Raw genomic sequence first — 12,548 nt, 5'->3', positions numbered from 1 at the left:
TCTGAAATGAGTTTTCAAGTAAAAGAACCAGTTTTAGTTATTGGCTTGGGTGGCGTAGGCTCAAAATTAGCAGTTAAAGCAAAAGATTCACTAAATTCAAATTGTCTTTTGATTAGTAATGATTCAAAGGACTTTGTAGAGGAAGTACCATCTGTTCATGTTTCTACAGATTCAGTAGTGAATCCATCTATGCAATTAATCAGAGGCTCAGCCTACAATATATCTGAGGAGATCAAATCAAAGATTTCAGGCTATTCCACAGTTGTCATGATGAGTAATTTGGCTGGAAAAGCAGGCTCAGCTATAGCCCCAGTTGTTTCTGAGATATGCAAGGAATCAGATAAAGGATTGATTTCATTTGCAATTATGCCTTTCAAATATGAAAAAGACAGAATTTTCAATTCAGGCGTTTCACTAAAAAGAGTTAGAGAAGACTCTGAATGCACAATTGTACTGGATAATGACTCGTTACTTGAGAGCAATCCTGATTTGACACCTAAAGCATGCTACGACATTGCAAACTCAGCAATAATGCATGTAGTTGAATCACTTGGAACCTCAGAGATGACTTCTGAGACAAACATCCTTACAACAAGCAAAGAAGGACAAAATATTGAGGATTCACTTAGAGATTCACTAAAAATGTTATACGAAAACGCTCCACCTAACGCAGTAAAACGTTCAATATTATATGTCGTAGGAGGAAGCAACATTCCAGTAGGCGTCTTAAACTCAATTACAAATCTTACAAGCGGAATTTTTAGTGAAAGCAATTCACAAATTGATATGACTTCAACTGCTGAAGAATCTAAAGTAGTAATGTTATCATCCATACAAGGAATGACAAAGTTTGATAATTATGATCCTCTTGGAATGATTCCACAAGAAGATACTCTTGACTGGTCTACACCAGATTGCAGTATCGATTGCAAACTAGATTTATACCAATTAGAATAAAATAATTTTTTAAAATTAAATTTTTTTGAAAGAGATTATTCTTTACTTTCTTTAGCTGGTTCTTCTTTCTTTGGTGCTTCTTTAGATGGTTCTTCTTTCTTTGGTGCTTCTTTAGATGGTTCTTCTTTCTTTGGTGCTTCTTTAGCTGGTTCTTCTTTCTTTGGTGCTTCTTTAGCTGGTTCTTCTTTCTTTGGTGCTTCTTTAGATGGTTCTTCTTTCTTTGGTGCTTCTTTAGCTGGTTCTTCTTTCTTTGGTGCTTCTTTAGCTGGTTCTTCTTTCTTTGGTGCTTCTTTAGCTGGTTCTTCTTTCTTTGGTGCTTCTTTAGATGGTTCTTCTTTCTTTGGTGCTTCTTTAGCTGGTTCTTCTTTCTTTGGTGCTTCTTTAGCTGGTTCTTCTACTTTATCATCAACTTTTGGAATTTCTTTTTCTGGAGTTACTTTAGATTCAACATCTTCTTCATATGTAGAAACAAGAACATAACCCTCATCAGTTTTACTCATTCGAACTCTGATTTTTCTTGGAGGACTTCGGATTCCTTTTGCCCAAATTTGATGAGCTAAATCTTCTTCAATTTTAATATCTTCAACTTTCATGTGATGACGAGCAAATTCTTTGATCATGTTAATTGCTCTAACAGCTCTGTGTTGTGATTGTGATAGTAATACTTTACCTAGATTAATTGTATAAACACGTTCTAACTCTTGAGACATCTATCCTACCTCCACATCAGTTGATCTCCAAGCTCTACGTTTTGGATTTGTTCTAACGTTTCTCTTTGTCTTGAGAATAATCCAAGCTGGTACTGGTGATGCCTGTCTTGTTTTCTTCAACAAACGAATCTTCCTTGGAGAGGACTTGCGTGCAGCCATAGTTTTTCAGGCACGAAGAGCTCTTTTTAAATGAATCTCAGGATTTTAAGGCTCTCTGAATTTGTTTTAAGATTCTAGCAGAAGCACCCCAAACTATTTTGTTTTGATATTCAAAGGTGTACATTTCTTGAATAATGTTATGTGAAGGATCAGGATCGTGCGCCATAGTTTTCAAAAATGGCTCCAAGGGAATATGAAAAATTTTTTCAACTTCACAATTTGCAGAAAGTTTTGGTATTTCATTAACAACCGAAATAAAAGGCAAAATAAGAAAGCCAGAATTCAGTGTCACAACAGGATCTAGTTGCCCAACAACTTGATCTCTTGTAATGGTCAAGCCAATTTCTTCACTAGTTTCACGTAATGCAGTATCAAGAAGATCTGAATCATTTGTATCCAATTTTCCTCCTGGAAAAGATATTTCGCCAGCATGGAATTTCATATTTTTTGGTTTTTCAGTCATTACAACTAGTGGTTCTTGTCCATAAATCACAACAAGAATTGATGCAAGTCGATATTTCCCAGTATTTTCTAAAACAGGATCAATTGGTGTAGAGAAAATAGATTCAATTTTTTCTAACGTTAACATTATTTCCCACTTTTCCATATGGGTTTTGGTATTCAAAGGTTTTAACCAAGGGTACAAAAAATTACAATATGACAATTAGATACGAAGCCAATCCACCTAAAATTTTACCTGATGTAAATACAGATGAATCAATAAAGAAATTCGTTGATAGAATAAAGATTATTTCAAAAAAATGTGATGCAATTCATCTTACAGAAAATGTGTTAGGATACCAAAGAGCATCACCATTAGATGTAGGAAAAATAATAAAAAATGAAATGCCAAATTTGCCAATCACAGTAAGTCTCAGAGTTAGAGACAAAACAGAAGAGGAAATCTCAGATTTTGTTGAAAAGTGTATCGACATAGGTTTTTCAGGAATTTTGATTTTGATGGGAGACCCTTCTCAAACAGGCAAAAAAGATTCTGGACAAATACCAAGTTTGACTGTAAAAAAATTACGAGAGAGAAACATTGATTCAAAAATTGATTTGTATCTTTCAGTACCAAACAAACCCAATTTTTCAAAACTTGAAAAGAAATTTGATGCAAAACCAAAGGGATTCATGACTCAAGTGGTACAAAACGTACAACAAGTACAAGAATTATCAAACAAGCTCAAAGGATTTGCAGTTATTCCAATTATTTTATTTCCATCACAAAAAAATGAAAAATCTGCAGCGTTTTTGAATCTAGATTTGGAATCATACAGTCAAGAGTTTGAAGAATTGTTAAAAAAAGCACATGAAATTACAGGAGATATTTTAATTACATCTCCAAATGATTTTTCAGGATTAAACGAATTTTTGAATGAATTTGCCATCTAAAGTACAAAGTATTGTGCTTTAGGATGGTGCACTACTATTGCTGCAGTTGATTGCTCTGGGATTATCTGCCCTGATTCGGTTAAATCCATACCAGATTTTTCGGGCTCTAAAAGTTTCCATACCAATTGATGCTGCAGTACATCAGGACAACTAGGGAATCCCCAAGAATATCTCAAGCCACCTTCATTCAAGTTTAATTCAGATTTGATTTTTCGATTTATCCATTCAGCTAAAGCTTCGGCAACTTCAACTGCTAATCCATGAAGATAGTATGCATCAGTGTATTTGTCTTCTTGATTCCATTTTTCAATGATATCAGCAACTTTGTTTCCAACTGTAACAGCTTGAAATGCAACAAGATCATCATTACCAAAATAGTCAGTTAAACAAAGATGTTCGGGTTTGGTCGAACGTGGGAAATCAAATTCCACATTGTCACCTCGAGGATTTTCTACAAGTAATTTTCCATCCTTGTTGTGACATTTGAAGTATCCATAAACAACTTCGGGCTCAAATAATTTTTCTCGAATTATTCTAATCTTCCATTGGCTAAGCAATTGTTCATGGTCTGCCTCTGATTCAGCGCCTGCTTTACCTCTTAGACCCCAAGATAGTTTGAAAAGGGATTTTTTGTCAATAAGTTGCCATACTTCATCCATCTTTATTTGATCCAACTTAAGGCGGATTGGTTCTCCGATGTTTGTTGGAGTAGGGGCATCAACAGGTTTAATGTTACTTTTAGGAAGAGTAGATGGGTCAACAGAAGCAGTTGATTTTTCTTTCCAGTTTTCTAATTTTTCTCTCCATTGAGCCAAGAGATTTTGTTTTTCATCTGAAATCAGAGTATCCATTGTTTTGAGTCCTTCAAACATAGTATTGCAGTAAAAAACACCCGGCTCATAAATTCCATCTTCTTTTGCAATTCGATTAATGTAATTGCTGTTAATTGCAGCACCCCCACAAAGGATTGGAATGTTCATCTTGTTTTTTCTTGCATGCTCTACAAAAAACTGCATTTGTTTTGAGGTGGAAACTAGTAACGCAGAAAGACCAACAGCATCTGGATTCACTTCGTCGATTTTTTCAAGGAATTTTTGTAGTGGAACTTGCTTTCCAAGGTCATAAACAGTGTAACCATTATTTTGAAAGATGGTCTTTACAAGATTTTTCCCAATGTCATGAACATCACCATAAACAGTTCCCAAGACAAGCTTACCTTTACTGGACCCCTCTTCTTTGACTAAATATTTTTCAAGTTCACCAACAGCTGCTTTCATACATTCAGCTGATTTTAAAACAAAAGGCAGAATTAATTCGCCTGCTCCAAACTTGTCTCCCACTTCTTTCATGGCAGGAAGTAAATTTTCATTGAGGGTTCTAATTGCGCCATCATGTGTTGTTTCTGGAGTGGCATCAAGTGAAAATTTACCGTCAGTATCTTTTAGAATGTCATTTTTCTTAACTTTATCTGCAATAGCAGAAACAACATCATTTTCAATTCCATCCTTAAGCCTGTTGACAATTCTAAAGTTAGCTTTCTTTCCAGCAGGCCAAGATGGGTCAACATCTACTTTTTTAGATGCAGTACTGCTTTGAGGTCCTACATTCTCAAAGTATGTAATTAATTCAGATAGTGCATTAGGATGAGTGTTAAAGATTAGATCTTCTGCAAGTTTTCTTTCTTTTTCATCAATTTCACCATATGGTATGATCTCCTTTGCATTAACAATTGCAGTATCAAGGCCAGATTTTATTGCATGATGTAGGAAAACAGAATTGAGAATTTTTCTAGCATATGGTACTAATCCAAAACTGATGTTACTTAGACCCAAGGTAGTAAATGAATTTGGAAATTTTTCTTTTACAAGACGAATTCCTTCAAGAGTGTTTTTTCCTGCATCAAGGAATTCATCTTCTCCTGTTGCAAGAGTAAATGTCAAAACATCAAAAATGAATTGTTCAATTTTTAATCCATATTTCTTGCCGGTTTCAAAAAGTAATTCAGCAGTATCCAATTTTTGCTGAGATGTTTTTGCCATTCCATCAGGACCAATACATAAAGCAATTGCAGGTAGACCATATTTTGCCATAATGGGTGCAAGTTTTGCAAATCGACTCCCATCACCTTCAAGATTAATAGAGTTAATTATTGGTCTTCCAGGAATTTGTTTTACAGATGCTTCAATGACTTCAGGATCAGTGGAGTCAATTACGAGAGGTGCGTCTACTTCTAAACTCAGTCGTTTAACTAGATTCAACATGAACTCTTTTTCATCAGCTCGCTCAGTTGTTGCAACACACACATCAAGACAATGTGCACCATCTTCAACTTGGGTTCTACCTAAATCAACTAGTCCATCATAGTCATCAGCAAGAACAAGTTGTTTTGCTTTCCGAGAGCCTTGAGTGTTTATTCGCTCACCAATGATTAATGGGGGAGGAATTTGCTTTAGGTCAACTGCCTTTAATGCAGAACTTACTCTAGGAATAGTCAATATTGTAAAATCATCTCAGTTTTTCTAAATACTTAACCCTCGACAGAGTTGGCTTTTTCGTCAATTACTTTTCTTAGAACTTTGATATGCTCAGGATTTGTCCCACAGCAGCCTCCAATTATTCGAACTTTTTTGTATTGTTTAAGAAAATCACCTAATGCATCACCCATTTTTTCTGGAGTCATCTTGTAGACTGCCTGACCACCTTCATTTTCAGGCATACCAGCATTTGGCACTACCAGAATGTTGTGCTCATTTTGTTCATCGAGCCACCTAACACTTGGAGTCATCTCAATAGGACCAGTAGAACAATTCATTCCAAATATGTCAATGCCCATATCAGAGACAGTAGTATATGCAGCTTGAATGTTTGTGCCAAGTAGCATTTTTCCATATTGATCCAATGTAGTATTTGCAATGATTGGGATTTTCTTTCCAGTTTTTTTCATTGCATTATGACATGCCTCAATTACTAATTTTACTTCTAGAATATCTTGACTTGTTTCAATTAGTAATGCATCTACTCCACCTAAAATCAACCCTTCAGCTTGTAATTCAAATGCATCTCTAATTTCATCAAGAGGTTTTTGTCCCAAATCAGGATCATTTGAGCTTGGAAGAAATCCTGATGGTCCCATCGAACCAATTACATACCGAGGCCTATCAGAATATTCTTGACAAACTTCAGATGCAAGTTGTGCAATCTTTTTGTTAAAATCAATTGTTTGATCACCAAATCCGTATTCATCTAGTTTAATTTTATTTGAACCAAAAGAGTTTGTTTCAATGCAATCAGCTCCTGCATCTAAATATTTTTTATGAATTTCTTTTATCCATTCAGGATGTGTTAGTACCAAACCATCATTGAATCCATCTTGATTATTTGGAAAATCTTCAGGTTTTGGGTTAAATTTTTGAATCTCAGTTCCCATTGCACCATCAAAAAGTAAAACTCGTTTTTGTAGTGCATCCAAAAACGATTCTTTCTCAGTCAATTTAATTTCAAAATAGCTTGGCACAGTTTAACTCTTTTCAGAAAAACCCACAAACAAAAGTGGTATTGATAAGTATATTGAAATTAGGTCAAGTACAATTTTTGAGTACATTTATGCAAAAACTTCAAGTAAACAATCTAGTACGTACTGCCACCTTTTTTCAGCATGCAGGAATCTCAATTGTCTTTGTATTCATGCCTATTATTGCAAAAGGTGTTACAGAGTCTGTATTTGAAATAGGACTTTTGGTAGCCTCGTTTAGTTTTGCTCAAATTTTATCTGAAATCTATTTTGGAAGGCACTCAGACAAGAAAGGAACTAGACTCAAATTCATCAGAATTGGTTTTATCGGGTGTGCCATAGCATTTGGACTCCATTATTTTGCAACCGATCTTTCAATGTTTTTTCTAGTAAGAATTGCAGCAGGAGTTGCAAGTGGAATAATGATTCCTGCAATGATTGCATATACTTACGAGGCAAACATTGACAAAAAGAGAGCAGCTACGGTAATATCATTTCATGCACTAGGTTGGCTTGCAGGAATTGCAGCAGCTGGATTTGCAAATGACTTGCAATTAATTTTCTTGATCAGTGCCGCATCTTTTGTAGTGGGATTATTGTTTACAATAAAACTTCCAAATCCAGAACAAGAAAAGGAAGTAAAACCTGGTACTACAAAAAAAGTTATTTCAAAAAACAAGTTTCTCTTCTTATCATTACTCTTAAGGCATATTGGGGCAGCAGCTGTATGGACAATTCTTCCAATAATGATTGTAGAAAAACTAGGAGGTGAGCTTTATCACATATCAATTGTATATGTAGCAAACACACTGACTGCATTTATTTTGATGAATGTTATGGCAAGCAAAATTCATCTGTCAAATGTTACAAAATTTAAAATTGGAATTGGGTGTACGACATTTGTCTTTATAGGATTATCATTTGTTACTGAGTGGTGGATGGCAATGCCGTTTATGTCACTAGTGGGAGCAACGTGGGCATTTTTGTTCATCGGAGGAAATTTTCACCTAATGGAAAACAACCCACGTTCAACATCTACAGGAATTTTTAGTTCAACATTATCAATTGCAACTGTGGTTGGTCCCGTAGTAGCTGGAAGCATTGCGTTTGCATTTGACTATGTTGCAGTAATGTACTTTGCAATTGCAATTATTGTATGTGCGTTTGTAGTATCACTAAAAATTAAAAAATAAAATAAAAGGAGATATTTACTGTCCTGTAGCTATTGAGTAGCTTATTGTGAATGGTTCTTGGTTCATCGTATGCACTGCAATTGCATGACCTGCAAACTGCCAAGTTCCACTTGAAGTATCCTTGTCAATAAAGGTCAAACCAAATTTTGTCTCACCATCTGGACTCCAAATTGCTTGTCCTTGTTCTTGACCGGGCTGTAGTGGTCCATGAAGTGCAACTAATTGAACAGGTTCAGATGCTGCAAATCCAAGTGTTCCAAAATATGCTCTGTCTCGTGGTGGCAACAAAACTGCAATCTGGTGGTTTTCATGTCCAAGACCTGGGTCTTGTGATGAGGTAATGGTTTCACTTTTTACTACATTAGATAATGCACGTTCTCTATATGCTGCAGTATATGAAATTGTGAATGGTTCTTCATTCATGGTGTGCACTGCAATTGCATTACCTGCAAAGTGCCAAGTTCCTGCTGCAGTATTTTTGGGTATGAATGTTAAGGCAAATTTTGTCTCACCATCTGGACTCCAAATTGCTTGTCCTTGTTCTTCTCCTGGTGCAAGGGGTCCATGAAGTGCAACTAATTGAACAGGTTCAGATGCAACATATGTTAGCATTCCTCTATACACCTTATCACTTGGTGGAAATATTATTGCAAGTTGGTGGTTTTCATGTCCAAGGCCTGAGTCTTGCATAGATGTAATAGTTTTAGTTACAATAGTTCGTGGCGGCAATGTAAGTTCATCATATCTTTGTTTTTCTGCAGCCGTTTTTTGAGCAATCTTATCTTTTTCAGAATCTTTTTTCTCTGTCTTGATTGATTCTTTCTTTGTAGGATCTGTTGGTTTTGTCTCTGTCTTTACTTCTTTCTTTTTAGGTTCAGTCTTTACTTCTTCTTTCTTTTTAGGCTCTGTTGATTCTTTTTTCACTTTTTTTGGTTGTTCTTTTTCTACTTCAGAACAAAGTTTGTCTCCACAGACAACTCCTTTTGTACCAATACCAAATTTTGCTGAAGGTACTCCTTGTCCTTTGAGTGCTTCGGCTTGAGGAAGTAACTCAAATGCCATAGAAGTTCCTGCAAACAGAATCAGGGCTGAAAAAATTGTCAACACTGTTGTTTTTGTCATTAAAACAATCATGATTTCATGATTAATAAGAGATCAAGATTCTATTCAGTAAAAATAAAAAAAGATGGAACTATGTTAATAATTCCAATACTTCATCTAGGTCTTGTGTGTCTGATTCAAAATCAGTTTCATCAGATATTGGTTCCTCATCGGAAACTAGTGGGTTTACAGTCACATCTCCAACTAGAACTAATGGTACTTTGACATCAGAATCTACTACAGTTATTGCAGCACGAGTAAATGCAAGTGCAAATGAATTTTCACTTTCAGCAACAGGTGCAAAGTTTCCTCTTAGATGAATGGTAATAGAGTCATTATTTTGAGATACTCCTTTCATACTTACATGATTACCCTTTGCAAATCCCTTTAGATCAAATGGAATATTTCTTTCACCAACATGAATAGTTCCCACTCCAGTTAGATGCCAGCCTTTTTCTGTTTGTCTTGCTTTACCGTCTAGTGTAAAGTCTGCAGGATATGCTATACCATTTACAACAGCCCATCCAGAGGTAACTCCATCAAATGATAAAGTTGGTTCAACATGAATTCTGTCATGTGCACTATCTGTTAGTCTGTCTTTTCTTTGGTCGTTAAAATCTCTGATTTGATCTCGTAGTGCATTTCTTTGATCTTTTATTGCATCAAAGAATGCCTTTCTGTCTTTGTCAATTTTGTTAGAATTTTCAGCAGCAACATCTGACTGTGCAAATGCTCCACTTATTGGGGCAATTGCGATGGCCATTACTATTGCCAATACTGAAAACAGTTTTGCATTTTTCATTAGAGTATGACTAGTCAGAATATAATAAGCGATTACGCATCTTTGTTACTGATGATTTCTCAGTGTCAAAAAATGTTGTTACAAAAAACATAGAAATTTGAATTATCTTAGACCCCAACGAGACATTACTTTGTCTTCTAGTCTTTTGAAAACAACTCCATCTACTACAAGACCTATTCCCATTATTACAAGCATAATAGATATTACCTGAGAGACGTCAGTTAGAGAACGTCCAGCATTTAGCAAAAATCCCAATCCTAAGAATGAAAATAGAATTTCAGCACCAATTACTCCTCTCCATGCAAATGCCCAGCCCTGCTTAAAACCCGAAATCATGTAAGGAAATGCAGCAGGAATTAGTACTGCAGTGATAAGCTGGCCACCTTTTGCCCCCATATTTCTTGCAGCCTCTATAAAATGAGGATTGATGTTTTTGACTCCGGTGTAGGTGTTAATGGTTACAGCAAAGATTGCGCCAATTGCAGTAACAAATATGATTCCACCATCAGTAAGACCAAACCACAGAATTGCAAGTGGCACCCATGCAATAGAAGGAATTGATTGCAAACCTAAAACCAAAGAACCAACAGTCTGATTGATCACTTCGACTCGTGCCATAAAAATTCCTAAAACTATGCCACCTGCAATTGCAATGGCCAATCCAACTGCCAATCTCCACATACTTGTTGCAATACCATAAAACAAACTTCCATCAGCTGCACCATAACCCAAGTCTTCAGCTACCTCATATGGAGATGGAAAAACATTATCAGGCCAAAGTCCAGTCATTGCAATTATTTGCCAAACAACAACAATTCCAATGTAAAATGTAATTCTGTGAGGAGTAAAGTTTTTTGCCATAGTAACCACTACTTGTTTTTCTTTACCTCAGGTCTTAGTTCAGAAAGAAGATCCTGTTGAAACTTCATCAAAGACTCATCTTCAGTAACTCTAGGTCTTGGAAAGTCATTATCAACTTCTTTTTTAATTACAGATGGGCGATTGCTAAAAACTGCAACTTTTGTTCCAAGAACTGCAGCTTCAGCTACACTATGTGTAACAAATAAGATGGTCTTTTTTGTTTTCTCCCAAATCAATTGCATTTCAACTAATAACAAATCACGTGTTTGTGCATCAAGTGCTGCAAACGGTTCATCCATAAGCAGTACATCAGGATCCATCACAAGAGCTCTTGCAATAGCTACACGTTGTTTCATTCCCGTAGAAAGTTGGTACGTGTACGAGTCAGTGAACTTTGTTAACTGCATCATGTCAAGATATCTATGAGATATCTTTGCACGCTCCTCTCGTGGAATACCTGCCATCTTTAATCCAAACTCCACATTGTCTTGAACTTTGAGCCATGGGAACAATGCACCCTCTTGGAATACCATTATTCTTTCAGGTCCTGTTTCAGTTACTGGGCGACCATCAAAGAGTATCTGACCATCATCAGGCTTCTCCAAGCCTGCAACTATGCGTAAAAATGTAGATTTTCCACATCCAGAGGGACCTATCAAACATACAAAGTCACCAGACTCAACTTTGAGGTCTATACCACCTAAAGCCTTGAGATTATGAGAATCATGGCTAAAGTACTTGACAATATTTTTGGCCTCCAGTTTAGGCATTAGGTTTTGTCCCCCTTTAGAGAATTTGTATCAAAGCTGTAAAAAATTCCAGACAAATCATATCCATTTCTTCCAAGGTATCCTAGCGTATCAGCTTTTTTTGCAAAGGAAACAACAGAATCAGGTTTAGGATCATCAGTGATTTGAATATTAGATAAAGCAATGTCTACAACATCATCAGAAAGTGATTGGCCCAAGTAGGAATTAAGAAAATTGTTAAAAACAATTCTAGTTTCTTTAGGATTATCATTTATCCAAATCATCGTATCATGATGAGCGCCAAGGAATTTATCAATAATATTTTTATTTTTTTTAACATAATCAGTATTTCCAATTAAGAGAACTGATGCAAATTCCTTGTTTGGCCAAAGTTCTTCTTCATAGAACAGTCGTTTTCCATTTAGTTCAGTTTCTAAAATTGTAGCCCATGGCTCTGCAACCCATGCACCATCAATGTCTCCTTTTACAAACAAAGTATAGATGTCAGGATTTGGAATGTTGTAAACAATTACGCTACCACCTTTCTCAGCTGGTTTTAGTTGATTTTCAGACAAATAATGACGTAATGAAACATCTTGTGTGTTTCCAATTTGAGGGGCAGCAATTTTTTTTCCTGCAAAATCAGAAGCAGTGATTATTTCAGAATCAGGATGCACAATAAAACTAGCACCACCACTTGCAGCACCAGTAAGAATCTTGACATTATTATTTTCAGAATTTAAAAATCCGTTAATTGCAGGTCCTGGACCAACATACGCAAGATCAATTGAATTTGCAAATATGGACTCTATTGCTTGAGGTCCACTGTCAAACACCTTGGTTTCAATTTTTGTTTCAGAACCAATTTTTTCTTCAAAAAATCCTTTTTCCATCCCTACAATCGGAATGGCATGCCCAATGTTTGGAAAGTATGCGATTCGAATTTTATTTTCATGTGCAGTATCACTGGAGTTAAGAGCAATTCCAAGTGCAGATAGTACAACAATTGCTACAATTCCTCCAACAATTGCCGAACGGATTTTCATAAAACAGCGTTATATTTGGCGGTTAAATAATCATCGAATTTTAGCTCAAGCTAGCCAGAAATTT

General features: G+C 35.9%; 12 protein-coding genes and 2 pseudogenes. 4 read left to right on the top strand and 10 right to left on the bottom strand.

From position 1 onward, the window contains the following. The first annotated feature begins 6 nt into the window (after positions 1-6). Both NPIRD3C_RS04220 and NPIRD3C_RS11105 read left to right on the top strand, forming a co-directional pair. Positions 7-957 (top strand): FtsZ/tubulin family protein, encoded by a 951-nt coding sequence (locus NPIRD3C_RS04220; protein WP_148702977.1) that lies wholly within the window; start codon positions 7-9, stop codon positions 955-957. 174 nt (positions 958-1,131) lie between these two features. Next, positions 1,132-1,437 (top strand): annotated as a pseudogene (locus NPIRD3C_RS11105) (pentapeptide repeat-containing protein); the annotation flags it as partial. Between the two features lie 47 nt (positions 1,438-1,484). On the opposite strand, the pseudogene NPIRD3C_RS11100 reads toward NPIRD3C_RS11105, so the two are convergent. The 3 genes and pseudogenes from NPIRD3C_RS11100 to NPIRD3C_RS04195 all read right to left on the bottom strand — a co-directional run. Next, positions 1,485-1,667, bottom strand: a pseudogene (locus NPIRD3C_RS11100) (50S ribosomal protein L31e); the annotation flags it as partial. Continuing rightward, positions 1,668-1,826, bottom strand: coding sequence for a 60S ribosomal protein L39 (locus NPIRD3C_RS04200; protein WP_148702976.1), 159 nt, complete (start codon positions 1,824-1,826; stop codon positions 1,668-1,670). Between the two features lie 37 nt (positions 1,827-1,863). Next, positions 1,864-2,415: an NUDIX hydrolase gene (locus NPIRD3C_RS04195; protein ID WP_148702975.1), complete on the bottom strand. Its 552-nt coding sequence runs from the start codon at positions 2,413-2,415 to the stop codon at positions 1,864-1,866. 68 nt (positions 2,416-2,483) lie between these two features. Between NPIRD3C_RS04195 and NPIRD3C_RS04190 the strand changes: the two genes are divergently transcribed. Beyond that, positions 2,484-3,221 carry a methylenetetrahydrofolate reductase gene (locus NPIRD3C_RS04190; RefSeq protein WP_148702974.1) on the top strand — a complete coding sequence of 246 codons (738 nt, stop codon included), beginning with the start codon at positions 2,484-2,486 and terminating at the stop codon, positions 3,219-3,221. Here the strand turns inward: NPIRD3C_RS04190 and NPIRD3C_RS04185 are convergent. Together NPIRD3C_RS04185 and NPIRD3C_RS04180 are read right to left on the bottom strand one after the other, a co-directional pair. Further along, entirely contained in the window at positions 3,218-5,716 is a 2,499-nt protein-coding gene (locus NPIRD3C_RS04185) for a methionine synthase (protein WP_148702973.1), read from the bottom strand. The genes NPIRD3C_RS04190 and NPIRD3C_RS04185 overlap by 4 nt on opposite strands. 32 nt (positions 5,717-5,748) lie before the next feature. Further along, on the bottom strand, positions 5,749-6,711 hold the full coding sequence (locus NPIRD3C_RS04180) for a homocysteine S-methyltransferase family protein (RefSeq protein WP_182126504.1): 963 nt from the start codon (positions 6,709-6,711) through the stop codon (positions 5,749-5,751). Between the two features lie 113 nt (positions 6,712-6,824). On the opposite strand from NPIRD3C_RS04180, the gene NPIRD3C_RS04175 reads away from it, so the two are divergent. After that, positions 6,825-7,925, top strand: a complete 1,101-nt coding sequence (locus NPIRD3C_RS04175; protein ID WP_148702971.1) for an MFS transporter — start codon at positions 6,825-6,827, stop codon at positions 7,923-7,925. 15 nt (positions 7,926-7,940) lie between these two features. Here NPIRD3C_RS04175 and NPIRD3C_RS04170 read toward each other — a convergent pair whose 3' ends face one another. From NPIRD3C_RS04170 to NPIRD3C_RS04150, 5 genes are all read right to left on the bottom strand, one after another. Further along, positions 7,941-9,047, bottom strand: coding sequence for a hypothetical protein (locus tag NPIRD3C_RS04170; RefSeq protein WP_148702970.1), 1,107 nt, complete (start codon positions 9,045-9,047; stop codon positions 7,941-7,943). A 70-nt stretch (positions 9,048-9,117) separates the two neighbouring features. Continuing rightward, positions 9,118-9,828 carry a hypothetical protein gene (locus NPIRD3C_RS04165; RefSeq protein ID WP_148702969.1) on the bottom strand — a complete coding sequence of 237 codons (711 nt, stop codon included), beginning with the start codon at positions 9,826-9,828 and terminating at the stop codon, positions 9,118-9,120. 102 nt (positions 9,829-9,930) lie between these two features. After that, positions 9,931-10,689, bottom strand: coding sequence for an ABC transporter permease (locus NPIRD3C_RS04160; RefSeq protein ID WP_148702968.1), 759 nt, complete (start codon positions 10,687-10,689; stop codon positions 9,931-9,933). Positions 10,690-10,697: 8 nt separating this feature from the next. After that, positions 10,698-11,459: an ABC transporter ATP-binding protein gene (locus NPIRD3C_RS04155; RefSeq protein ID WP_148702967.1), complete on the bottom strand. Its 762-nt coding sequence runs from the start codon at positions 11,457-11,459 to the stop codon at positions 10,698-10,700. Next, positions 11,459-12,484, bottom strand: coding sequence for an ABC transporter substrate-binding protein (locus tag NPIRD3C_RS04150; RefSeq protein ID WP_148702966.1), 1,026 nt, complete (start codon positions 12,482-12,484; stop codon positions 11,459-11,461). Before NPIRD3C_RS04150 ends, NPIRD3C_RS04155 begins: the two co-directional genes overlap by 1 nt. Between the last annotated feature and the right edge of the window lie 64 nt (positions 12,485-12,548).

This window comes from Nitrosopumilus piranensis (assembly GCF_000875775.1).
Classification (GTDB): domain Archaea; phylum Thermoproteota; class Nitrososphaeria; order Nitrososphaerales; family Nitrosopumilaceae; genus Nitrosopumilus; species Nitrosopumilus piranensis.
This window is presented reverse-complemented; position numbering and strand designations above follow the sequence as displayed.

Excerpts from the sequence above, each read along its gene's own strand:
- NPIRD3C_RS04220 (WP_148702977.1), top strand. The coding sequence starts at position 7 with ATGAGTTTTCAAGTAAAAGAACCAGTTTTAGTTATTGGCTTGGGTGGC.
- NPIRD3C_RS04200 (WP_148702976.1), bottom strand. The coding sequence starts at position 1,826 with ATGGCTGCACGCAAGTCCTCTCCAAGGAAGATTCGTTTGTTGAAGAAA.
- NPIRD3C_RS04195 (WP_148702975.1), bottom strand. The coding sequence starts at position 2,415 with ATGTTAACGTTAGAAAAAATTGAATCTATTTTCTCTACACCAATTGAT.
- NPIRD3C_RS04190 (WP_148702974.1), top strand. The coding sequence starts at position 2,484 with ATGACAATTAGATACGAAGCCAATCCACCTAAAATTTTACCTGATGTA.
- NPIRD3C_RS04175 (WP_148702971.1), top strand. The coding sequence starts at position 6,825 with ATGCAAAAACTTCAAGTAAACAATCTAGTACGTACTGCCACCTTTTTT.
- NPIRD3C_RS04170 (WP_148702970.1), bottom strand. The coding sequence starts at position 9,047 with ATGACAAAAACAACAGTGTTGACAATTTTTTCAGCCCTGATTCTGTTT.
- NPIRD3C_RS04165 (WP_148702969.1), bottom strand. The coding sequence starts at position 9,828 with ATGAAAAATGCAAAACTGTTTTCAGTATTGGCAATAGTAATGGCCATC.
- NPIRD3C_RS04160 (WP_148702968.1), bottom strand. The coding sequence starts at position 10,689 with ATGGCAAAAAACTTTACTCCTCACAGAATTACATTTTACATTGGAATT.
- NPIRD3C_RS04155 (WP_148702967.1), bottom strand. The coding sequence starts at position 11,459 with ATGCCTAAACTGGAGGCCAAAAATATTGTCAAGTACTTTAGCCATGAT.
- NPIRD3C_RS04150 (WP_148702966.1), bottom strand. The coding sequence starts at position 12,484 with ATGAAAATCCGTTCGGCAATTGTTGGAGGAATTGTAGCAATTGTTGTA.